The 23,365-nt window shown below is 62.1% G+C and carries 22 protein-coding genes; 18 read left to right on the forward strand and 4 right to left on the reverse strand.

Annotated elements, in window-relative coordinates; translation table 11 throughout:
• Positions 1 to 52: 52 nt before the first annotated feature.
• Together GOEFS_RS18630 and GOEFS_RS18635 are read left to right on the forward strand one after the other, a co-directional pair.
• Positions 53 to 1,003, forward strand: coding sequence for a DMT family transporter (locus GOEFS_RS18630; protein ID WP_050949965.1), 951 nt, complete (start codon positions 53 to 55; stop codon positions 1,001 to 1,003).
• 68 nt (positions 1,004 to 1,071) lie between these two features.
• Positions 1,072 to 1,482 carry a hypothetical protein gene (locus tag GOEFS_RS18635; RefSeq protein WP_007319500.1) on the forward strand — a complete coding sequence of 137 codons (411 nt, stop codon included), beginning with the start codon at positions 1,072 to 1,074 and terminating at the stop codon, positions 1,480 to 1,482.
• Between the two features lie 18 nt (positions 1,483 to 1,500).
• Here the strand turns inward: GOEFS_RS18635 and GOEFS_RS18640 are convergent, their stop codons facing one another.
• The 4 genes from GOEFS_RS18640 to GOEFS_RS18650 form a co-directional block, all read right to left on the reverse strand.
• The gene (locus GOEFS_RS18640) at positions 1,501 to 1,740 is read right to left on the reverse strand and encodes a hypothetical protein (RefSeq protein WP_007319501.1); all 240 of its coding nucleotides are present in this window, start codon (positions 1,738 to 1,740) and stop codon (positions 1,501 to 1,503) included.
• Positions 1,741 to 1,892: 152 nt separating this feature from the next.
• A complete protein-coding gene (locus GOEFS_RS23515) occupies positions 1,893 to 2,036 on the reverse strand; it encodes a hypothetical protein (protein WP_170323196.1) in 144 nt (47 codons plus the stop codon).
• Between the two features lie 27 nt (positions 2,037 to 2,063).
• A complete protein-coding gene (locus tag GOEFS_RS18645) occupies positions 2,064 to 2,507 on the reverse strand; it encodes an Hsp20/alpha crystallin family protein (protein ID WP_007319502.1) in 444 nt (147 codons plus the stop codon).
• A gap of 246 nt (positions 2,508 to 2,753) precedes the next feature.
• Positions 2,754 to 3,695 (reverse strand): alpha/beta fold hydrolase, encoded by a 942-nt coding sequence (locus GOEFS_RS18650; protein WP_007319503.1) that lies wholly within the window; start codon positions 3,693 to 3,695, stop codon positions 2,754 to 2,756.
• 171 nt (positions 3,696 to 3,866) lie between these two features.
• Between GOEFS_RS18650 and GOEFS_RS18655 the strand changes: the two genes are divergently transcribed.
• From GOEFS_RS18655 to GOEFS_RS18730, 16 genes are all read left to right on the forward strand, one after another.
• Entirely contained in the window at positions 3,867 to 4,229 is a 363-nt protein-coding gene (locus GOEFS_RS18655; RefSeq protein WP_007319504.1) for an NADH-quinone oxidoreductase subunit A, read from the forward strand.
• Positions 4,230 to 4,262: 33 nt separating this feature from the next.
• Positions 4,263 to 4,817: a NuoB/complex I 20 kDa subunit family protein gene (locus GOEFS_RS18660; RefSeq protein ID WP_007319505.1), complete on the forward strand. Its 555-nt coding sequence runs from the start codon at positions 4,263 to 4,265 to the stop codon at positions 4,815 to 4,817.
• Complete coding sequence (locus GOEFS_RS18665) at positions 4,814 to 5,509, forward strand: NADH-quinone oxidoreductase subunit C (protein WP_007319506.1); 696 nt, start codon at positions 4,814 to 4,816, stop codon at positions 5,507 to 5,509. The genes GOEFS_RS18660 and GOEFS_RS18665 overlap by 4 nt, the downstream gene beginning before the upstream one ends.
• Positions 5,509 to 6,813: an NADH dehydrogenase (quinone) subunit D gene (gene nuoD / locus GOEFS_RS18670; protein ID WP_007319507.1), complete on the forward strand. Its 1,305-nt coding sequence runs from the start codon at positions 5,509 to 5,511 to the stop codon at positions 6,811 to 6,813. The genes GOEFS_RS18665 and nuoD overlap by 1 nt, the downstream gene beginning before the upstream one ends.
• The gene (nuoE, locus tag GOEFS_RS18675; RefSeq protein WP_007319508.1) at positions 6,810 to 7,499 is read left to right on the forward strand and encodes an NADH-quinone oxidoreductase subunit NuoE; all 690 of its coding nucleotides are present in this window, start codon (positions 6,810 to 6,812) and stop codon (positions 7,497 to 7,499) included. Before nuoD ends, nuoE begins: the two co-directional genes overlap by 4 nt.
• Entirely contained in the window at positions 7,499 to 8,869 is a 1,371-nt protein-coding gene (gene nuoF, locus GOEFS_RS18680) for an NADH-quinone oxidoreductase subunit NuoF (RefSeq protein ID WP_007319509.1), read from the forward strand. Before nuoE ends, nuoF begins: the two co-directional genes overlap by 1 nt.
• Positions 8,866 to 11,268: an NADH-quinone oxidoreductase subunit G gene (locus GOEFS_RS18685; RefSeq protein ID WP_007319510.1), complete on the forward strand. Its 2,403-nt coding sequence runs from the start codon at positions 8,866 to 8,868 to the stop codon at positions 11,266 to 11,268. Before nuoF ends, GOEFS_RS18685 begins: the two co-directional genes overlap by 4 nt.
• Positions 11,265 to 12,590, forward strand: coding sequence for an NADH-quinone oxidoreductase subunit NuoH (gene nuoH, locus GOEFS_RS18690; RefSeq protein ID WP_007319511.1), 1,326 nt, complete (start codon positions 11,265 to 11,267; stop codon positions 12,588 to 12,590). The genes GOEFS_RS18685 and nuoH overlap by 4 nt, the downstream gene beginning before the upstream one ends.
• On the forward strand, positions 12,583 to 13,140 hold the full coding sequence (gene nuoI, locus GOEFS_RS18695) for an NADH-quinone oxidoreductase subunit NuoI (protein WP_007319512.1): 558 nt from the start codon (positions 12,583 to 12,585) through the stop codon (positions 13,138 to 13,140). The genes nuoH and nuoI overlap by 8 nt, the downstream gene beginning before the upstream one ends.
• Complete coding sequence (locus GOEFS_RS18700) at positions 13,137 to 13,919, forward strand: NADH-quinone oxidoreductase subunit J (protein WP_007319513.1); 783 nt, start codon at positions 13,137 to 13,139, stop codon at positions 13,917 to 13,919. The genes nuoI and GOEFS_RS18700 overlap by 4 nt, the downstream gene beginning before the upstream one ends.
• Entirely contained in the window at positions 13,916 to 14,215 is a 300-nt protein-coding gene (gene nuoK, locus GOEFS_RS18705) for an NADH-quinone oxidoreductase subunit NuoK (RefSeq protein WP_007319514.1), read from the forward strand. The genes GOEFS_RS18700 and nuoK overlap by 4 nt, the downstream gene beginning before the upstream one ends.
• 4 nt (positions 14,216 to 14,219) lie before the next feature.
• Positions 14,220 to 16,121: an NADH-quinone oxidoreductase subunit L gene (gene nuoL, locus GOEFS_RS18710; protein WP_007319515.1), complete on the forward strand. Its 1,902-nt coding sequence runs from the start codon at positions 14,220 to 14,222 to the stop codon at positions 16,119 to 16,121.
• Positions 16,118 to 17,680: an NADH-quinone oxidoreductase subunit M gene (locus GOEFS_RS18715; protein WP_007319516.1), complete on the forward strand. Its 1,563-nt coding sequence runs from the start codon at positions 16,118 to 16,120 to the stop codon at positions 17,678 to 17,680. Before nuoL ends, GOEFS_RS18715 begins: the two co-directional genes overlap by 4 nt.
• Entirely contained in the window at positions 17,677 to 19,332 is a 1,656-nt protein-coding gene (gene nuoN, locus GOEFS_RS18720; protein ID WP_007319517.1) for an NADH-quinone oxidoreductase subunit NuoN, read from the forward strand. The genes GOEFS_RS18715 and nuoN overlap by 4 nt, the downstream gene beginning before the upstream one ends.
• A gap of 142 nt (positions 19,333 to 19,474) precedes the next feature.
• Positions 19,475 to 20,140, forward strand: coding sequence for a TetR/AcrR family transcriptional regulator (locus GOEFS_RS18725; RefSeq protein ID WP_245549900.1), 666 nt, complete (start codon positions 19,475 to 19,477; stop codon positions 20,138 to 20,140).
• Entirely contained in the window at positions 20,133 to 23,330 is a 3,198-nt protein-coding gene (locus GOEFS_RS18730; protein WP_007319519.1) for an acetyl-CoA carboxylase family protein, read from the forward strand. The genes GOEFS_RS18725 and GOEFS_RS18730 overlap by 8 nt, the downstream gene beginning before the upstream one ends.
• Positions 23,331 to 23,365 lie beyond the last annotated feature (35 nt).

Genomic DNA, 23,365 nt, shown 5'->3' on the forward strand with positions numbered 1-23,365 from the left:
CGGAAGTGCATTTATTTGCACATTCTTAGCGTTTGAGCCTAGAGTGTGCAGAATGCTGCACATTGCCCGTTCGCGGCTTCATCGCCTTCCAGTCACGCCACCGGAGTTGTCACTCATCGTGATCACCGTGGTGTGGGGGTCGACGTTCGTGGTGATCGCCAAGGCGATGGCATATAGCGGCCCACTGTTCTTCATCGGTGTCCGATTCCTGGCGGCTGCCTCAATCGCCGCACTGGTATTTCACCGGACCCTGTCCACGATCACCAGAACCGATCTTGTCGCGGGTGTCTCCATCGGTGTCACGATGACGATCGGGTACGGCCTGCAAACCTACGGCCTCCAAACCGTTGATGCCAGCACGTCCGCGTTCATCACCGCTCTTTATGTGCCGCTCGTACCCCTGCTGATGTGGGCGGTCTTCCGCAAGACCCCAAAAGCCATGACACTGTTGGGAATTGGGCTCGCATTCGCAGGACTGATCTTGCTGGCCGGTCCTTCCGCAGCAGGTATCCACCTGGGTCATGGTGAGATCGCCACCCTCCTGGGAGCTATCGCGATGGCCGCGGAGATCATTCTGATCGGCACGTTCGCCGGCCGGGCGAATCTCGGACGCGTGACCATCATCCAACTCTTCGTCGCGGGTTCGGTGGCACTGATGGCCATGCCGGTCGTCGGCGAATCGGTTCCCGCCTTCTCGTGGTGGTGGCTCGGACCTGCCCTAGCCATGGGCGCGGCCAGCTGCCTGATCCAGTTGACGATGAACTGGGCTCAGCGCACCGTGTCGCCGACCCGCGCGACCATCATCTACACCGGCGAACCGGTGTGGGGAGCGATCTTCGGTCGGCTCGCCGGAGACCGACTCGGGCCGCTCGCGCTCGTCGGAGCGACTCTCATCGTCGCCGGCGTCCTGGTCAGCGAGTTGAAGCTGCGGCGAAAGTCGGAGATCGTTCAAGGCCCGCCAGCCACTGCGATGGTCGAGCGATCCGTAGCGCCGGTGCCATGATCGGTCGTCTGGGTGTCCATGCGGCGATTCTGTCGCGCGGGCAATTCATAACTCGATAGCATCGGGCCGTGAGCCAGCCAACCGAGTCCGCGTCGAGTGCCGACCGGGTCACCCTTCGCGTGCTGGTCTATTCCGACAATGCCCGCACCCGCGGACAGGTGATCGGCGCGTTGGGTAACTCGCTGCATCCCGATCTTCCCGACCTCGATTATGTCGAGGTAGCTACCGAGCCGATGGTCTTTACTCAGCTCGACCTACACGCGATAGATATCGCGATACTCGACGGCGAGGCCACCCCCGCCGGCGGCATGGGCGTGGCCAAGCAGATACGCGACGAATACAACCCGTGTCCACCGCTCGTCGTGCTGGTCGCCCGGGAGGCCGACCGTTGGCTGGCGGATTGGTCCCGCGCGGATGCGACCGCACGACTACCTATCGACCCCATCGCGTTGTCGCGGACCCTGATTGGACTGTTGTAGCGCGGGCGTCCCGTTCCGCTAGCCAACCATGGTTCGCGGACGCCGCGCGGGATTGGCTACGCGCGAAGCAATATGTTCGCTGACCGCCGCACAGCTTGGGCACAGCGCACCGTCGGCCGAGACCAGCCATCCGTTCTCGACGGCATGTGTTCTGGCCGCGCTAGCCGCACTGATGACGCGCGTGGTGAACGCACGCTCGCACATGTCACACGCGATGCGCCAACCAGAGAGCAGAGTCGATTCGATCGCGCTCAACACACCTTCTCCTTGTAGAACTCGGTTGTTATCAGAACGGTCGGCCACGGCGCCCCGCCCTGCACGTTTCGCGCATGACGGGGCAACGCGGCCAAGGGGTTTCGAACGGATACTGCGTGATCACCTCCCCTCGTCCCTAGTAGCGGCAAACATCCTCAGGATGGATCGACAGCCTCGCCGACTAGGTCTTCGCGAAGCGTAACGGGGTACTCTTCGCGTTCATCTCGGTCGGTGACGTCCAGTCGCTGTTCCACCCAATCAGCGATGTCGGCTTCGAAAATACTTGTCGCAGTGAGCATTTGAGCTGCCTCCTTCGCAGTCAGATGTCAACTCGAACCAGTAGTGATCTCCTGCTGGGAGCTGCCGGTAGCGATCTCGATCCGGCGCGGTTTAGCTCTTTCGGCGAGCGGAATCGTAACCGTGAGCACACCATTGTCATAGTCCGCGGTGATCGCGGCGGAGTCCACCCCGTCGCCAAGTGTTATCTGACGACGGTATGCTCCCGAAAAGCGTTCGCTCGCAAGCCATTCGACACCACTGTCAGATGGCGCGGTTCGCTGCGCGGACAACGTGAGTACGCCGTTGTCGACACTGACATCAATTGTCCCCGGGTCGGCGCCGGGCAGGTCTGCGATCAGCATGTAATGGTCTTCGACCTTGTATAGATCCAACGGCATGAAACGCGGAGTGCGTTGGGTACCGGCCACTGAACCGGTCATCAATCCACGAGCAAGCGCGTCAGCATCAGTGAACGGATCAAAACGAAGCACAGCTACTCACCTCCTGAATATCACCCTGCTCGCCACTCGTTGACGAGCAGCATATCGCTGTACGACAACCAAATTACCCAACAGATCTGGCACTCTCAAGACCCGAGTGCTAACTTTTTTGAAGATCTTGCGTCGGGGACAAATCGGCTCGACCGCGTGGACACCCACTGCCCCAACGTCTTTGGTGAGCCCGGGAGAGACCGGGTCAGGCACCGCGGTGCGAGGTCGGGGAAATATGGGTGACGATCACCCGCCGACTCCCACCCCGATAGCGAATTCATAGACCGCGGCGACTAGCTCATCCAAACCTGGCTGTTCGATGGGAAAGTGACCGGCGTTGGTCAACGTAACCGTGCTGACCTCGACCTTGCGGATCGGCCCGAGCAATGGTTCGGACAGGTCTGCCGGCGTCCAGCGATCGTCGGCTGGCTGAGTATGCAGCACTGGGCACACATCGAAATCCACCGGCTCGACGTCGGGCTGGTAGTGCATATAGCTGTCGAGGAATGCGACGCTCGCCCAGTTACCGGCGGAACTCTTGTCCCGATAGAAGACCTTCAATGCCGCCGGATCGTTCACCAGCGTCCGCATCTTCGAGACGAGCCGCATCGGCACCCGCACCTTGCGCAACGGTGTCTTCGCGAGCGTCTTCAACGTCGGCGTCAGCCGCCCGGTGATCGGATCATGCGCGGTGTCGAGGGCGACACGTTTGTCCCGCTGGTCGAGGAAAGTCATGCCGACAATTCCCCGAACACCGCCGCGCGCGGCGACGTGGAATGTTTCCGCTCCGCCGGCGGACAGTCCGTACAAGATGATCGGGCGATCGTCACGCGCCAATTCCCGTTGGACGAGAGCTGAACCGATGTCGACCCAATCGTCGTAGGTTACGACGCTGCCCGGCGCCACCGACGTCACGCCGAAGGTCGGCATGTCGACAGCAATCGTCTCCAACCCGCGATGTGCGAGTGGACGGCCCAGGATCATGCTCATTTGCCGACCGTTGGTGCCGACGCCGTGAAACAGAATCACCTTTACGGCAGCATCGGGATTTCGGTAGGTATCAAGGTGAATCGAGTGGCCTTGGTAGTCCCACCATTCCTCGGCGGGCTGATCGTCTTCCGGGATCTGATAGTCGGCCGGCAGAAACGACTGGATCTCACGCCACGCGCGCTGTGTCTGGTAAGTCACAGCGCCATTATGGCCCGCCGACACCGGCGCTGCCCATAGGCGTTCGTGTCAACAAGCAAATCCAACACAGCATCCGCATCTCGTGAGTAGGGTGTGCGGTAGGTCACAAGCATGACGTCGGATGCGTCGGTCAGCTCAGCGCATCGAGACTAGCGGAGGGCTTGGCAGCAGATGAACGCTTACGTTCCCATTCTCGTATTGGGCGCAATTGCACTGGCGTTTGCGGTCTTTTCGGTCTTCATCGCTTCCGCCGTCGGGCCAAAGCGGTACAACCGCGCGAAGTTGGAAGCCTACGAATGCGGGATCGAGCCGCTGCCGCCGACGGCCGGCTTTGTCCAACGGATCCCAGTGAAGTACTACCTCACCGCGATGTTGTTCATCATCTTCGACATCGAGATCGTCTTCCTCTATCCGTGGGCGGTCGCCTTCGATTCACTCGGCTGGTTCGGCTTGAGCGCCATGGCTTTGTTCATCGTCAACGTCTCGGTCGCCTACGCCTACGAGTGGCGGCGCGGCGGGCTGAGCTGGGACTAGTTACCGATCACGACCGGACAGACAGGAGCGCACATGGGCCTCGAAGAGAAACTGCCCAGCGGATTCCTGCTGAGTACTGTCGAGAGCCTTGCCGGCTATATGCGTAAGGGGTCGTTATGGCCGGCGACCTTCGGGCTGGCCTGCTGCGCGATCGAGATGATGGCGACTACTTCGGGCCGTTACGATCTGGCCCGGTTCGGCATGGAAGCATTCCGCGCATCTCCGCGTCAGGCTGATCTGATGATCGTCGCCGGACGCGTCAGTCAGAAGATGGCTCCGGTGTTGCGGCAGATCTACGATCAGATGGCCGAGCCGAAATGGGTTCTGGCAATGGGGGTTTGTGCATCATCAGGTGGCATGTTCAACAACTACGCGATCGTGCAGGGCGTCGATCACGTGGTTCCGGTGGACATCTACCTACCCGGTTGTCCACCCCGACCAGAGATGTTGCTCAACGCAATCCTCAAGTTGCATGAGCAGATTCAGCAGATGCCCCTCGGTGTCAATCGCGAACAGGCAGTGTGGGCGGCAGAGCAGGCAGCGCTGAATTCGACGCCGACAATCGAACTCAAGGGGTTGCTCCGATGACCGGCGAGATCACCCCTAATGCGCACGGCGAGGCGGAGCAGATCGGCACTCGACGTGGCCTGTTCGGTACCCGCGATTCAGGCGACACTTCCGGCTACGGGCGCATGATTGCACCAATCACGCTGCCGGGCAACACTACTCGACCCTACGGCGGCTACTTCGACGACCTCGCTGACCAACTCGCGGCAGGACTTGAGCGCCGTGATATCGGCTTCGACGAGGCCATCGACCATGTGGTGATCTATCGCGACGAGATGACGATTCATGTTCGGCGGACACATTTGCCGGTAGTCGCCGCGACATTGCGTGATGAACCGGCGCTGCGCTTCGAGTTGTGCTTGGGAGTCAGCGGCGCCCACTATCCGGAGGAGACCGCGCGCGAACTGCACGCCGTCTACCCGCTGCGGTCGATTACGCACAACCGCGTCGTGCGGCTGGAAGTGACTGCCCCGGACGCTGACCCGCGCATTCCGAGCCTGTGTCAGATCTACCCGACCAATGACTGGCATGAACGCGAAACCTTCGACTTCTTCGGCATCGTTTTCGACGGTCATCGCTCGCTGACCCGCATCGAGATGCCCGATGACTGGGTCGGCCATCCTCAGCGTAAGGACTACCCGCTCGGCGGAATTCCCGTGGAGTACAAGGGCACAACCATCGCTCCTCCTGACCGGCGGAGGTCGTACAACTGATGACCGAAACCACTTTCACTGTCACCGGGCGCGACTGGGAGGATGTCGTCAACGCGGTGCGCGAGCGAAGCGCGACCCTCCCCGACGACGAACGCATCGTCGTCAATATGGGCCCGCAGCATCCGTCGACGCACGGTGTGCTGAGGCTCATTTTGGAGATTGACGGCGAGACGGTCACCGAGGCGCGCTGCGGAATCGGCTACTTGCACACCGGGATCGAGAAGAATCTGGAGTTCCGCACCTGGACCCAGGGCGTAACTTTCGTCACTCGGATGGACTACCTATCCCCGTTCTTCAACGAGGCGGCCTACTGCCTCGGAGTGGAGAAGCTGCTCGGCGTCACCGACGATATTCCCCAGCGCGCCACCGTGATTCGCGTTCTGCTGATGGAGTTGAATCGCATCACCAGTCATCTGGTGGCGCTCGCGACCGGCGGGATGGAACTCGGCGCGGTGACGCCGATGTTCCTCGGCTTCGGCGCGCGCGAAACCATTCTGGACCTCTTCGAGTACGTCACCGGTCTACGCATGAATCACGCGTTCATCCGACCCGGCGGTATCGCCCAAGACCTACCCGATGACGCGGCCGAGAAGATCGGCGCCGTACTCGACACGCTGCCCGGACAGATCGGGGAAGTCGAGAGACTTCTCAACAACAACTACATCTGGAAGGCACGCACCCAGGGGATCGGCTATCTCGATCTCACCGGCTGCATGGCTCTTGGCATCACCGGACCGGTGCTGCGGTCTACCGGGCTACCACACGACCTGCGCAAGTCGGAGCCCTATTGCGGCTACGAGACCTACGACTTCGACGTCATCACCGATACCACCCGTGATGCCTACGGGCGCTACATGATTCGGATCAAGGAGATGAAGGAGTCGATCCGAATCGCTCGTCAATGCCTGGAGCGGCTCAAGCCCGGACCCGTAATGATCGCCGACCGCAAACTCGCCTGGCCGGCCGACCTGGCCGTCGGACCCGACGGACTTGGCAATTCGCCCGAGCATATCGCCGAAATCATGGGTGTCTCAATGGAATCGCTCATCCACCACTTCAAGCTGGTCACCGAAGGTATGCGGGTACCGGCCGGCCAGTGCTACGTATCCATTGAATCGCCGCGCGGAGAGCTCGGGGTGCATCTAGTCAGCGACGGGGGCACACGCCCGTACCGCGTTCACTTCCGCGACCCGTCATTCACGAATCTGCAAGCGGTGGCGGCGATGTGCGAGGGCGGCCTCGTCGCCGACGTCATCACCGCCGTCGCGAGTATCGATCCGGTAATGGGAGGAGTCGACCGTTGAGTACCACTGATAATTCGGCGCCGGTCTACTTGGAAGTGCTGGCCGCACCGGCCCAGTTCGCGACGTCGACTCCGACGGCACCCATCGAATTCTCCGGGCCCACGAGCTATCCCGATGCCATCTCGACCACGCTCGCGGCCGAGGCGAGTGAGATCATCGCCCGCTATCCGCGGACCCGATCAGCGCTACTGCCCCTGCTGCACCTGGTCCAGAGCCAGGACGGCTACCTCACTCGTGCGGGGATCACCTTCTGTGCCGATCAACTGAATCTGACTGCGGCACAGGTGGCTTCGGTCGCCACCTTCTATTCGATGTACCGGAAAGAGCCGACAGGTAGATATCTGATCGGAGTATGCACCAACACGCTGTGCGCGGTCCTCGGCGGCGACGAGATCCTCGCCGCACTCACCGATCACCTCGGCGTCAGCCCGGGTGAGACCACCGGCGATGACGCTATCACCCTCGAACATGTCGAGTGCAATGCCGCGTGCGATTTCGCACCGGTGGTGATGGTCAACTGGGAGTTCTACGACAACCAAAGCCCCTCTACGGCAAGAGAACTCGCCGACCAGCTCCACGCCGATACGCCACCACCGCCGTCCCGCGGCAATCCCACGCTATGTACCTTCCGGCAAACAGCCCGGCTGCTCGCCGGACTACCACCAGCCGACGAACAGGCGATGTGATGACGACCGTCGATCTGCCACCGGTGACTCCCGAACCCGCCGAAGTCCCCGTGCTGAGTCGTTACTGGTCCGACGAACAGTCCTGGACGCTGTCGAACTACCTGCGTCACAACGGGTATCAGGGTCTGCGCGCGGCGCTGCAGCGCGAACCCGACCAGGTCATCGACATGGTGAAGGCTTCCGGGCTGCGCGGTCGCGGCGGTGCCGGTTTCCCGGTGGGCACCAAATGGTCTTTCATTCCGCAGGGGGCCGCACCCGGTGCCGATCGTCCGCACTATCTCGTCGTCAATGCCGACGAGTCAGAGCCGGGTACCTGCAAAGACATCCCGCTCATGCTCGCGTCTCCCCATACCCTCGTGGAGGGCGCGATAATCGCCGCGTATGCGATCCGGGCGCGACACGCCTTCATCTACGTTCGGGGCGAAGTGGCGTCGGTAGTAGCGCGACTTCGGACCGCCGTCACCGAGGCGTACGGCGCGAATCTGCTGGGCACCAACATCTTCGGCTCGGGTTTCGATCTCGACCTTGTCGTGCACGCCGGTGCGGGTGCGTACATCTGCGGCGAGGAGACGGCGCTACTCGACTCGCTCGAAGGCCGGCGCGGACAGCCTCGGCTACGTCCGCCGTTCCCCGCTGTTGCCGGGCTATATGCCAGCCCGACCGTGGTGAACAATGTCGAGTCGATCGCGAGCGTGCCAGCCATCGCGCGCAATGGCGTCGACTGGTTCCGGAAGATGGGAACCGAGCAGTCGCCCGGCTTCACGTTGTACTCGCTGTCCGGGCATGTCACCCGCCCTGGGCAGTATGAAGCGCCATTGGGGGTCACCCTGGCTGAACTGCTCGAGCGCGCCGGGGGTATCCGGGCCGGCCACACCCTCAAGTTCTGGACGCCGGGCGGGTCGTCGACACCGCTGTTCACCGATCAGCATCTCGACGTTCCCCTCGACTACGAAGGCGTTGCCGCAGCCGGTTCGATGTTGGGCACCAAGGCAATTCAATTGTTCGACGACACCACCTGCGTCGTGCGAGCGGTACTGCGCTGGACTGAGTTCTACGCTCACGAGTCCTGCGGCAAATGCACACCGTGCCGGGAGGGGACCTACTGGCTGGTTCAACTGCTGCGCCGGTTGGAGTCGGGCGACGGAACTCTCGCCGATCTCGACACGCTGACCGAGGTGACCGGCAATGTCATCGGGAAGTCCTTCTGCGCGTTAGGCGATGGCGCGGGCAGCCCGATCGTCTCGTCGTTGAAGTATTTCCGCGACGAATACCTCGCACATCTTCCCGGGGATGGGCGCGACGGGGGCTGTCCGTTCGATCCCGCTCGGTCGACCGCGTATGCCGTTGCCGCACAGGGAGGACGACGATGACCACAACCAATGCGATCTCCACTACTCCGCAAGTTCCCGACGACCTGGTCACCGCGACCATCGACGGCACCGAAGTCTCAGTCCCCAAGGGGACGTTGGTGATCCGCGCAGCCGAACTGATCGGCGTCGACATCCCCAGGTTCTGCGACCATCCACTTCTCGCCCCCGTCGGCGCGTGCCGCCAATGCCTGGTGGAGGTGGAGGGTCAGCGAAAGCCGATGGCCTCGTGCACCATAACGGTCACCGACGGCATGGTGGTGCACACGCAGCACTCGTCGCCAGACGCCGCATCCGCTCAGCGCGGTGTGATGGAACTGCTGCTTATCAACCACCCGCTCGACTGCCCGACCTGCGACAAGGGCGGTGAATGCCCACTGCAGAACCAGGCGATGTCGGCGGGCCGCCCACAGTCTCGATTTGCCGAGACCAAACGAACTTTCACCAAACCGGTTCCGCTGTCGTCGGAAGTCTTACTGGATCGCGAACGGTGTGTCTTATGCGCGCGCTGCACCCGGTTCTCCGATGAGATCGCCGGCGATCCGCTGATCGCCCTCGCCGATCGTGGTGCGCTACAACAGGTCAGCGCTTACGCCGACGAACCCTTCGAATCGTATTTCTCCGGCAACACGGTGCAGATCTGCCCGGTCGGCGCGCTCACCGGGGCCGCATACCGATTCCGCGCACGTCCCTTCGACCTGGTTTCCTCGCCGAGCGTCTGTGAACACTGCGCGAGTGGATGTGCACAACGCACCGACCATCGGCGCGGAAAAGTCATGCGGCGGTTGGCTGGCGACGACCCGGAAGTCAACGAGGAGTGGAACTGCGACAAAGGACGATGGGCGTTCGCCTATGCTGCCAGCCCCGCTCGAATCACTACGCCGCTGGCTCGCGATCGCACTGGCGAATTACGTCCCGTGTCATGGGCATTCGCGCTGACAGCCGCGGCGCGCGGGCTGCGCACGGGCGGTCCAGCCGGTGTCCTGGTAGGTGGACGGGCGACCGTCGAGGACGCTTACACCTACGGCAAGTTCGCGCGAGTTGTGCTGGGCACCAACGATGTCGACTTCCGCATCCGAGCTCACAGCGCCGAGGAGTCGGAGTTTCTGGCCGCATATGTCGCGGGCTCCGGCATCTCGACGACCTATCACGAACTCGCGCAGGCTCCGGTAGTCGTTCTCGCCGGCTTCGAAGCCGAAGAGGAATCACCAATGGTGTTTCTGCGGCTGCGGAAGGCAGTTCGGCTTCACGGTCAGCGGGTGTATTCCATTGCGTCCTGGGCAAGTCCAGGATTGACGAAGCTATCGGGTGAGCTGATCAGCACGGCGCCCGGCAATGAAGCAGAAGCACTAGATGCCCCGTCGACTCGCGGCCTGCTCGCCGCACCGGGGTCGGTCCTCATCGTCGGTGAACGACTGGCGGCGAGTCCCGGGGCACTTTCGGCCGCCGCCAATGTCGTCGCCCAGACTGGTGCACGGCTCGTCTGGATTCCTCGGCGCGCCGGCGAACGCGGCGCGGCGGATGTCGGCGCCGCGCCGATGGTACTACCCGGTGGCCGACCGGTCAGTTCCGAACATGCTCGCCGAGACATCGGTGCCGTATGGGGCGTTCGCCCGCCCGCTACGCCAGGTCGCGATACCGATGCCATCATCGACGCGGTTCGACGAAAAGAATTGTCGGCGTTAGTGGTCGGCGGCGTCGAGGCCGATGACCTGCCGACGCCCACGGCGCTCACCACGGCACTTGCGTCGGCGGACTTCGTAGTCAGTCTGGAACAACGGCACAGTCTGGTGACCGCACGCGCCGACGTTGTGTTCCCGGTCGCTTCGGTGGCCGAGAAGAGCGGCACTTTCGTCGATTGGGAGGGACGGCCGCGATCTTTCACCGCCGCCCTCGACTCGACTGACGAAACTCTGCCACTGTCGGACCATCGCGTGCTCAACGCACTGGCCGCCGAACTGGGCATCGACCTCAATTGCGACACAGGCGAATCCATCCATACCGAACTCCATCGAATCGGCAGCTGGGACGGTGAGCGGCATTCGATGAGCCTCCTCGCGGCGCGACCCCGCCCAGCCCTAGAACCCGGTCAGGCCACCCTCGCCTCCTGGAGAATGCTGCTCGATGCCGGACTCCTACAGGATGGCGAGCCGCATCTCGCCGGTACAGCCCACCGCAGCGTCGCTCGGCTCAATGCGCGCACCGCGGCGGAAATCGAAGTGGCCGACGGAGATCCGGTGTCGATATCGACCATGCGTGGGTCGATAACGCTGCCCCTGACTATTACCGACATGCCTGATCGGGTGGTGTGGATACCGATGAACTCGGCGAATTCGCGCCCCTACCCGACGCTCGGCGCCGCCGTGGGAAGTGTGGTCAGCATTGGCGGTGGTCGACGATGAGTGGCCACTTCCCCACGCTGTCCGACTTCGGCTATGACACCTGGTGGTTGATCCTCGTCAAATGTATTGCCATCTTTGCCTTCCTGGTGCTGACCACACTGGCGGCAATCTTGATCGAACGCAAAGTGATGGCACGGATGCAGCAACGACTCGGCCCCAACCGGGTTGGGCCACACGGCATGCTGCAAAGTCTGGCCGACGGGATCAAACTCGCACTCAAAGAGGGCATCACACCGTTCGGGGTAGACAAAGTCGTCTATCTGCTCGCACCGATTATCGCCGTCGTGCCGGCAATCATGGCCTTCGCGGTGATCCCGATCGGTCCGATGGTATCGGTTGCCGGACACCGAACTCCGTTGCAGCTCACCGACCTTCCCGTCGGCGTGCTCTATATCCTGGCCATCACCTCGATAGGTGTCTACGGCATCGTGCTGGCCGGCTGGTCATCGGGTTCTACCTATCCACTGCTCGGCGGTCTACGGTCAACCGCCCAGGTGATCTCCTACGAGATCGCGATGGGCCTATCCTTCGCCGCGGTGTTCCTCAACTCCGCGACCATGTCGACCTCGGAAATAGTTGCCGCACAGTCGAAGCACTGGTACGTGCTCCTGCTGCTGCCGTCATTCGTCATTTACGCGATCGCGATGGTCGGCGAAACCAACCGCGCGCCATTCGATTTGCCCGAGGCGGAGGGCGAATTGGTCGGCGGGTTCCACACCGAGTACTCATCCCTGAAATTCGCGATGTTCATGCTCGCCGAGTACATCAACATGGTTACCGTATCCGCCCTTGCGACCACCCTTTTCCTCGGCGGCTGGCAGGCCCCCTGGCCGATCAGCATTGCCGACGCGGCCAACTCAGGCTGGTGGCCGGTGTTGTGGTTCGTCGCCAAGGTATGGATCTTCCTTTTCGTATTCATCTGGCTGCGAACCACGTTGCCCCGCTTGCGCTATGACCAGTTCATGGCGATGGGTTGGAAGGTGCTCATACCGGTCGCGTTGGGCTGGGTCCTCGTCGTCGCTGTGCTGCGGGAAGTAACACGCGACTACTCACAGTGGATCGGTGTGACGGTCCTCGCCGCTGCCGGCATCGCGGTCTGCGCACTGCTCTTCGTTGGTATCTGGCGGCTCATCCGACTACCAAGTACCCCGCAAGCAACCGAGCCCGCCGCTGATCCATTCGATCCCATCGCGGGCGGATTCCCGGTCCCGCCACTTCCGGGGCAGGTCCTTCCCGATTCGCCTGCGCGGGAGCAAGTCTCCAGCAATATCATCCGGGCCCAACTCGCCGCGCCTGCTGCGAAGGAGAACAGTGATGCCTGATCTGAGCAAGCCCGTCGCCGGCTTCGGTGTGACCTTCTCGACGATGTTCCGAAAGCCGGTCACCGAACAGTATCCGGAACAGAAGGAACCCACCGCGCCTCGCTATCACGGTCGGCATCAGCTCAATCGTTACGCGGACGGATTGGAGAAGTGCATCGGGTGCGAGTTGTGCGCGTGGGCGTGTCCGGCCGACGCGATCTTCGTGGAAGGTGCGGATAACACTGCGGAAGAACGATTTTCGCCGGGTGAGCGCTACGGCCGGGTCTACCAGATCAACTACCTGCGCTGTATCGGCTGCGGACTGTGCATCGAAGCATGCCCGACTCGCGCGTTGACGATGACCAATGACTACGAACTCGCCGATACCTCCCGGGCGGGAATGATCTACGAAAAGGATCAACTGCTCGCGCCGATGGAACCGACCATGACGCCGCCACCCCATGCGATGGCGCCGGGTTCGCGGCCGGAGAACTACTACCGCGGCGATATCGGTCCGGACGGAATGACCGACCGTGACACTACCAACAGCGACGAAGACGCGGCCTTATGACAGCTCTTCTGGCAGAAGAACTTTCCCGGACGTCGGGAGCGGAGGCGGTCCAGTTCTGGATTCTCGGAGTAGTCGTCATCATCGGTGCCCTCGGTGTTGTTCTGAGTCCTAAGGCGGTCTACTCGGCGATCTTCCTCGCGATGACGATGATCATCCTCGCAGTCTTCTACGTGGTCCAGGGCGCCCTGTTCCTCGGCGTTGTCCAGGTGGTTGTTTATACCGGCGCGGTGATGATGCTTTTCCTGTTCGTCCTCATGTTGATCGGCGTCGACTCGTCGGACTCGCTGGTGGAAACCATTCGCGGACAACGGATCATCGCCGTCGGGCTGGGTCTGGGTTTCGGTGTACTGCTAGTCGCGGGCATCGCGAACGCAACGTTGGCGGCCTTCGCCGGCGCACCGGATTACAGCCGGGGCACCGCACCCGGCGGCGGAAACGAGAATGTCCGCGCGCTAGCCGAACTGATCTTCGTGCGGTACCTGTGGGCGTTCGAGCTGACCGGTGCCCTGCTCATCGCCGCGACGCTCGGAGCGATGGTGCTAGCGCATCGTCAGCGGTTCGGGCCACGCCGCGGACAGCGCGAATTGTCCATCGACCGGTTCCTGCACGGCACTGACGTCACGCCCTTGCCCAGTCCCGGCGTATTCGCCCGACACAATGCCGTCGATGTACCCGCGTTGGAACCCGACGGTAGTCCATCGTCGCTATCGGTCAACGCGATGCTCAAAGCGCGCGAAGTCGGTGGCGAAGGCCCTCCCTCCCTGGAGGATTCCCAATGAACCCGGCAAACTATCTCTACCTGTCCGCGCTGATCTTCGCTATCGGTGCGGCCGGGGTGCTGCTGCGGCGCAACGCCATCGTGGTTTTCATGTGTGTCGAATTGATGCTCAACGCCGCCAATCTCTCGTTCGTTACCTTCGCCCGGATGCACGGCAGTCTCGACGGTCAGGTGATCGCATTTTTCACGATGGTCGTCGCTGCTGCGGAAGTTGTTGTGGGACTGGCCATTATCATGACCATCTTCCGAACTCGGCGGTCTGCTTCCGTCGACGACGCCGACCTACTGAAGCGGTGAGCCGATGAGCGTCGAAGTGAGTCGTCAACTCCTCTGGCTGATTCCGGCACTGCCGGCGATCGGCTCGATGATCCTGCTCCTTACCGGCAGGCGCGCGGATCGGTGGGGCCACCTGCTGGCCACCGGGCTCGCGTTGCTGTCCGCGGTTATCGGAGTTCTACTGTGGATCGGCATGATCGGCCGCGACAGCCCGGATCGCACCGTGCATAGCGATCTGTTCAGTTGGGTGCCGGTCGGCGACCTCCGCGTGGACTTCGGTTTCCAACTCGACCAGCTCGCAATGTGTTTCGTGCTTCTTATCACGGTGGTCGGATCACTGATTCACATCTATTCGATCGGCTACATGTCCGACGATCCCGACCGGCGTCGCTTCTTCGCCTATCTCAATCTTTTCCTGGCCGCGATGCTCGTCCTGGTCCTATCGGACAATTATCTTGGGCTCTATCTCGGCTGGGAAGGCGTTGGCGTCGCGTCATATCTGCTCATCGGCTTCTGGCAGCACAAGCCAAGTGCCGCAACGGCTGCCAAGAAGGCGTTCGTCGTCAATCGCGTCGGGGATATGGGCCTGGCGATCGCGCTGATGATCATGTTCGCGACTTTCGGGTCGGTGGCGTTCGGCGAGGTATTCGGCCGCGCCGACGGAGCTGGGGATGCGACGCTGACGGCGCTCGGCTTTATGTTCCTGCTGGCCGCCTGCGGCAAGTCCGCCCAAGTGCCGCTACAGTCGTGGCTCGGCGACGCGATGGAGGGGCCAACTCCGGTGTCCGCGTTGATCCATGCCGCCACGATGGTCACCGCCGGCGTGTACCTGATCACGCGGTCGGGTCCGATCTTCAACCTCGCACCGCACGCTCAAACCGGTGTCGTGGTGGTTGGCGCGGTTACCCTCCTCTTCGGCGCGATCATCGGCTGCGCGAAAGACGACATCAAGAAGGCTCTCGCGGCGTCGACGATGAGCCAGATCGGATACATGGTCCTAGCGGCGGGCCTCGGTCCCGCCGGATACGCGTTCGCGATAATGCACCTGCTGACGCACGGATTCTTCAAAGCCGGCCTGTTCCTCGGCGCCGGTTCGGTGATGCACGGCATGAACGACGAAACTGATATGCGCCGCTTCGGCGGGTTACGCACGGCCATGCCAATCACATTCGCCACCTTCGGCCTCGGATATCTGGCCATCATCGGAGTGCCGCCATTCGCCGGCTTCTACTCCAAAGACCACATCATCGAAGCCGCCTTTGGCGCGGGCGGCGCGCGCGGCTGGCTGCTGGGCCTGGTCACTCTACTGGGTGCCGGGGTCACCGCGTTCTATATGACACGCGTTATGCTGTTGACCTTCTTCGGCGAAAAGCGTTGGGCCACTGGAGTTCACCCGCACGAGTCCGGTTCGACGATGACCGGGCCGATGATCGTGATCGCACTCGGCTCCATCGCATCGGGTGGTCTACTCGCTATCGGTGGAACGCTTTCAGATTGGCTGGCGCCGGTAGTCGGCGACGCCCACGAGCATGCGTTGCCGATTCCCGCATGGTCGCTCACCGTAGTCATCCTGGTGACCGTGGCAGTCGGTGTCGCGGTCGCGTGGCGTCAGTACGGGCAGGCACCTATCCCGGTCCGTGCACCCATCGAGGTGTCGATGCTGACTATTGCCGCGCGCGCCGATCTGTACGGCGATGCTGTCAACGAGAAGCTTCTGATGCGGCCGGGCCAAGAAATTACCGCGGGCTTGGTCGCCGTCGAGAACGGTGGACTCGACGCCGCCGGACGCGGCGTCGGGACCGCCGTCACCTCGACGTCGGCGTGGATTAGGCAGTGGCAGAACGGCTTTGTACGTTCCTATGCGATGTCGATGCTGGCGGGTACCGTCGCGGTCGTCGCGCTGATCATGGCGGTGAACATCCTATGAGTCTCACCATTCTGTGGCTGCTGCCAGCTATCGCCTCGGTCGTGTTGATGCTGCTACCTGTCGGTGCTGTACAGGCGGCCAAATATGTCGGCATCGCTACCTCCGCTGCAGTGCTGGTGTGGGCGCTCATTCTCGCGGTTATGTTCTCCCCCACCGGTTCCCGCTTCCAGTTCGTCGAAGACCTGAGCTGGATTCCTGCGTTCGGTGCCAGGTACTCGCTTGGCCTGGACGGCATCGGACTGGTACTGGTCTTGCTCACCACCATCTTGATGCCGCTCCTTCTACTGGCCGGTTGGCGGGACGCCGACTCCAGCGAGGGCCGTGGAGTGCACACCTATTTCGCGCTGATGCTGGCTGTCGAAGCGATGGTTCTGATGAGCTTTGTCGCCACCGATGTACTGCTGTTCTACATCTTCTTCGAAGCGATGCTGATCCCGATGTACTTCCTCATCGGCGGCTTCGGAAATGGCGACGGCGGTCGAACACATGCTGCGGTGAAGTTCTTGTTATACAACCTCTTTGGCGGCCTGATCATGCTAGCCGCCGTCGTCGGGCTCTATGTGGTGACCGTTCGATCCGGACTTGGCGTCGACGGGCATGGCACGTTCAGCTTCGCGGCGATCAGCGAGGCGGCGGCCAGCGGCCGTCTCGATGCGTCGTCGGGCGTGCTCAATCTCATCTTCCTCGGATTCCTGTTCGCCTTCGCGGTAAAGGCACCGCTCTGGCCGTTGCATTCGTGGCTGCCCGACGCCGCGGTGTCAGCGACGCCCGCGTCCGCGGTGCTGATGATGGCCGTCATGGACAAGGTCGGCACATTTGCGATGCTCCGTTTCTGCATCGGCCTGTTTCCCGATGCCGCAACGACTTTCGCGCCGATCATCTCGGCGCTCGCGGTGGTGAGCATTGTCTACGGCGCTGTCCTGGCCATCGGCCAAACCGATGTCATGCGGTTGATCTCCTATACGTCGATTTCGCATTTCGGATTCATCGTGCTGGGCATCTTCGCATTGACCAGCCAAGGACAGTCCGGCTCGACGCTCTATATGGTGAACCACGGAATCTCTACCGCCGCACTGTTTCTCGTGGCCGGATTCCTGGTCTCGCAGCGCGGGAGCCGACTCATCGCCGACTACGGCGGCGTACAAAAACTCGCACCGGTTCTCGCCGGAGCCTTCCTGATCGCCGGCCTCGCGACCCTCTCACTTCCCGGACTCGCACCGTTCATTAGTGAGTTCCTGGTGCTGATCGGCACTTTCACGCGATATCCCGTCGCGGCGATCGCGGCATCGAGCGCGCTGGTGTTGTCCGCTATCTACATCCTGTGGACATATCAGCGGATGATGGGCGGCCCGCCACCCGCGAACGGGCTCGATGATGCGAAGCCGATTCGCGACCTCGGCTGGCGCGAACGAATCGTCGTGGCGCCGCTCATCTTAGCTCTGCTCGCATTGGGATTCTTTCCTCGATTAGTGCTCGACTTCGTCAATCCCGCTGTGTCCCATACATTGACGTCGGTTCATCAGACCGATCCGGCACCACATGTGGCAGGAGACCGATGACTTCGCCTTCGCTAATGACCATCGCAATGGATTCGCAGAGCATCGACTACTTCCGGCTGTCCCCCATGCTGATCGTATTCGGCGCGGCGGTTATCAGCGTGCTTATCGAGGCGTTCGCGGCCCGACATACGCGATATCGATTGCAACTGTGGTTGTCACTCACAGGTCTAGCCGCGGGGCTGGTCGCGTTGATCGCGGTCGCTCGGGCGCACGCGAATTCCACGGAGGTTGGCCGAATTGCGATGTCGGGGGCGGTAATCATCGATGGTCCCGCGCTGTTTCTCCAGGGTACGATTCTGTTGATTTCGCTTGCCGCAGTTGCCTTTATGGGCGAGCGTCGGCTCGACCGGGTCTGGGCTCCGGTCGAGGTACAGAGCGCGGCGTCGACGCGCATGCCGTTGCCGGCTTCGGGGGGAGATGCCGACCTGCCCGCCGATGCGTTCACACCGTCGGCCGCGACGGTGCCCGGGTCTGCGGACGAACTCGTGGCCGGCCGGGCCGGTGCCATCACCACCGAAGTGTTCCCGTTGACGCTCTTGGCGGTGGGCGGGATGATGCTGTTCCCGGCCTGCGGCGACCTGTTGACCATGTTCATCGCACTTGAGGTCTTCTCCCTTCCCCTCTATCTCATGTGCGGTATCGCCCGACGTCGTCGTTTGCTGTCGCAAGAGGCCGCACTCAAATACTTTCTCCTGGGCGCGTTTTCATCGGCGATCTTCCTGTTCGGCGCGTCATTCGCTTATGGCGCGACGGGTTCGCTGTCCCTTGGCGTGATCGGCAGCAGGATCGCGGCGCAGTCGGATGTGACGCTCGCGCTGATATCACTTGCCCTGCTGGGCGTGGGGCTACTGTTCAAGGTCGGTGCGGTGCCATTCGGATCGTGGGTTCCCGACGTATACCAGGGTGCGCCGACGCCCGTAACGGCCTTTATGGCGTCGGCGACCAAGGTAGCCGCCTTCGGTGCTCTGCTACGCGTTCTCTACGTCGGATTCCCCGCACTGCAAGATAAGTGGGAACCGGCGCTATGGGCGGTTGCGATCGCCACGATGGTGGTCGCGACTCTGATGGCGGTGACTCAGAGCGACATCAAGCGAATGTTCGCGTATTCGTCGGTCAGTCATGTTGGTTTCATCCTGGTTGGCGTTGTAGCCCTAAGCCGGTCGGGCTTGGCCGCAACGCTCTTTTACGTTGCGGCGTACGCACTTTCCGCATTCGGCGCATTCGCAATCATCGCCGTCGTGCGGGACACCGCCGGTCGCGAGGCATCGGATCTGCCTTCCTGGGCCGGGATTGGTCGTCGGAACCCGCTTGTGGGAGCGCTACTTTCACTATTCCTGCTCGCCTTCGCCGGTATTCCGCTGACGAGTGGCTTCATCGCGAAATTCGCGGTCTTCGGCGCGGCCGGAGGCGCTGGCGGCTGGGCGTTGATCATCGTCGGCGTTGTGTGCAGCGCGATCGCGGCGTATTTCTACGTGCGGGTGATTGTGGCGATGTTCTTCGCGGATTCGGGTGCCGAGTCACCGAAGGTACTGAAACCCAGTCCGCTGACCACCATTCCTATCGCGCTGTGCGCGGCCGGCACTCTGGCGCTGGGGATCTTCCCCCAACCGCTACTGGACCTGGCGAACTCGGCGGCGCTGTTCCTGCCGTAGCTGCACCCTCCCCCTCCCCCTTCCCAAGATTCTGGATATTGTCTGGCGACCAAGGGCAACTTGCCCCCGCCCGACATCAGTCATCCACAATTTTGGTACGAGGCCATTGACATTAACGTCAATGTCAATGCATGCTGAGCCCGTGGCGGTTAGCGAAACTCAGCAGCGCGCCCGGTCGGCGCGCAATTTCGAGGACAATCCGCGTCGACGACACATCATCGACGCAGCCGCTGACTGCTTCGCCGAGCTCGGTTTTCACGGCGCGACGATCGAAGTCATCGCCTCGCGAGCGCAGGTTTCCCGCCCGTCCGTCTATGCCTATTTCTCTTCGCGCGACGAAGTCTTTCGAGGCGTCACCGACCACGTCTGCGAGCGCTTCCTGCAAGCACAACACGTCGAGGGAAAGCGGACTGCGGCCGAACACCCTGGCAGCGAGGATTTGCGTCATGTCCTGACGATCACAACCAGCGCCTTCATCGAAGCGGTCTATGAATTCGGCGGCCTACTCGCGGTCATCGAGCAGCGCGCACTTCTCGACCCCGACGTCGCCGAGAAGTGGGCGGCGGTCCGCTCACGCCTCATCAAGCGATACGCACGATTCGTCGAACAGCTAGCGCGGGCGCATGACATACAGCTCTGTGCCCCGGCAACAGCTATCGCCGAACTGCTCTCCGACGCCCAACTGGTCGGCGCGCGACGACTAGCCGCTGACTCGAAACGAAAACGCGCACAGTATATCTCGTCCATGGTCACGATGTCGGAACAGTTAATCGGCCTCCCACAGGCAACAAAGGACGCACATGTTTGATAGTCCAACTCTGCTCATCGCCAATCGCGGGGAGATCGCGCTGCGCATTATCCGCACAGCCAGTGAACTCGGGATCCCCACGGTTGCGGTCTATGCGCAGGATGATTCCGAAAGCCCGCACGTTCACGCGGCCGACACCGCCGTGGCGTTGGCCGGGATCGGACCGTCGGCGTATCTCGATCAAGATGCGGTACTGTCCGCTGCCCGGCAGACCGGGACAACCGCGATACACCCCGGATACGGATTCCTTTCGGAGAACGCAGATTTCGCCCAACACTGTGCAGAAGCGGGGTTGATCTTTGTTGGGCCGTCCCCGCAAGTGCTCGAAACATTCGGAAACAAGGCACTCGCTCGCGACGCCGCCCAAAGCGCCGGGGTGCCCGTTCTCGCCGCAACGGAGGCCGGCGCGACTCTAGACGAGGTCCACGCCTTCTTCGCCGATGTCGACGGCGCGATCATGATCAAGGCGGTTTCGGGTGGGGGCGGACGCGGCATGCGGGAGGTCTCTGACGCCGCCGACATCGACGATGCCTATCGGTCATGTGCGGCGGAGGCAGAACTCGGTTTCGCCGACTCCCGACTCTTCGCCGAACAGCTATGTGAAAAGGCAAGACACGTCGAGGTCCAGGTCATCGCCGCTGTGGACAATGACGGCGGCACTACCGCGCTCGCGGTGGGTGACAGGGACTGCAGCATCCAGCGGCGCCATCAGAAGCTGATCGAAGTGGCTCCTGCCCAACAGCTTTCCGATGGTTTACGTCAGAGGCTGCACTCGGCCGCGACCCGGCTTTGCGCGGCAGCCGCGTATCGCGGGTTGGCCACCGTTGAATTCCTTATCACCGGAGACGATTTCGTCTTTCTCGAAGTGAACCCGCGTATCCAAGTGGAGCACACCATTACCGAGGAGGTCGCCGGGATCGACCTCGTCGCGACACAACTAGCAATCGCTGGAGGAGTACCTTTCGATGGTCTGAACCTGCCGGCAGGCGTGACATCCCGGGACTCCAAGTCTTCGATCGGCAGCCCAGCCACCGCATCTGGCATCGCGATTCAGGTGCGGATAAACATGGAAACCATCACTCCCGATGGACAGACCGTGCCATCCGCCGGAACGCTAACCGAGTTCGCGCCACCGTCAGGGCCGGGGATACGGGTGGATAGCTACGGGCGGTCGGGATTGACCGTAAGTCCACGCTACGACTCGTTACTCGCCAAGGTGATTACTCATACTCGACTCGATGACTTCGATGCCGCGGTGCGCAAAGCCATTGCCGCGGTAGACGACCTCACTGTTACCGGCGTGCCGACAAATACCGGAGTTCAACGGACGCTACTGTCCCACAAAGATTTTCGGGCTGGCCTGGTAGATACCAGCTGGTTCGATACGCGGTTGGCCGACTTCGCCGACCAACCTGCCACCCCAACGCCGCTGTCGGACGACACTGTCATCCGGGCCACCATGGCAGGGGTCGTCGTCGAGATCGCCGAGCCGTCCCATCGAATAGCCGCGGGCGCTCAAGCGGTGATCCTAGAGGCGATGAAGATGCAACATGTGGTCAGCAGCGACGCTGGTGTCGTCGTGGAACGCGTTTTGGTGACGCCGGGGCAGGCGGTAAACCCCGGTGATCCGCTGCTCGCCGTTACTCTCGATGACAACGTGACAACGGACGACGCAATAGCTCAATCAACGGCCGGCGAGCGGACTGATCTCACGGAAATCCTTGCACGACATGCGATTACCCTCGATGATGCGCGACCGGAGGCTGTTGCGAAACGACATGCCAAGGGGCGCCGAACCGCGCGGGAGAATATCGACGACTTGGTCGACGACGGAAGTTTCATCGAATACGGCGCGTTAGCGATTGCCGCACAACGGAGTCGGCGTAGCGAACAGGATCTAATCGAGAACACGCCGGCCGACGGACTCCTAGGGGGTACCGCAACCATCGGCGCGAATCGCTTCGGGCCAGCCGCCAACGTCGTCGTGATTTCCTACGATTACACGGTGTTGGCCGGCACCCAGGGCATGCGCAATCACGCGAAGACTGACCGCCTGCTGGATTTAGCTGCGCGCAAACGGGTTCCGTTGATTCTCTTCGCCGAAGGCGGTGGCGGCAGACCGGGTGACACGGATTGGTCGGGCAACGCGTTGGACGTGCCGACCTTCCGCGCCATCGCCGCGCTCAACGGGAAGGTGCCGACAGTGTCGGTGGTATCGGGCCGGTGTTTCGCCGGCAATGCCGCCCTCGCCGGGGCGTGCGATGTGCTGATCGCGACGCCGGATGCCAATATCGGGATGGGTGGCCCGGCGATGATATCCGGTGGACGTCTTGGTACCTATCAACCGGAAGACATCGGTCCCATCGATGTCCAGCGGCGGAACGGCGTGGTTGATCTGGTGGCAACCGATGAGGCGCATGCTGTCGCGTTGGCCAAACAATATCTGAGCTATTTTCAGGGTCCACTCGATGAGTGGGAGGCGCCCGAACCTCACCTCGCCCGCGACGCCGTGCCGGCAAATCGCCTGCGCGCCTACGACGTTCGGAACGCGGTTGACGCAATCGCCGATGTGGGTTCGGTGTTGGAGTTACGCCCCGACTACGGCGTCGGCATCATGACGGCCCTGGTTCGGGTGGAAGGTGTCGCCTACGGATTGGTGGCCAACAGCAGTCACCACCTGGGCGGTGCGATCGACGCTGAGGCGTCGGACAAGGCTTCCGATTTCCTCACGCTCTGTGAAACGCACCAGATTCCATTGGTAATGCTCTGCGACACACCAGGTTTCATGGTTGGTCCCGAATCGGAGAAAGATGCAACGGTGCGTCGCTTCGGGCGTATGTTCATCGCCGGCGCACGACTGACCGTCCCGTTCGGCGCCATCATTCTCCGCAAGGCTTACGGCCTCGGAGCAATGGCGATGACCGGCGGCTCATTTCACGCGCCGGAGTTCACCATCGCTTGGCCGACCGGCGAAATCGGACCGATGGGTCTGGAGGGCGCGGTGCGACTGGGCTTTCGGAAGGAGCTCGACGCCATCGAGGATCCGGTTGAGCGCGACCGGGTCTTCAACGAGATACTTGCCGCCGCATATCAGCAGGGCAAAGCGCTGACCGCCGCGACGGCATTCGAATTGGATGACGTGATCGATCCGGCTGATTCACGACGCTGGATCGCAACACTGTCAACCTAGCTTTACGGGTATCAAGCCCCGAATTTGCCGTAACG

Source organism: Gordonia effusa NBRC 100432, from assembly GCF_000241305.1.
In the GTDB taxonomy this organism is placed as follows: Bacteria; Actinomycetota; Actinomycetes; order Mycobacteriales; family Mycobacteriaceae; genus Gordonia; species Gordonia effusa.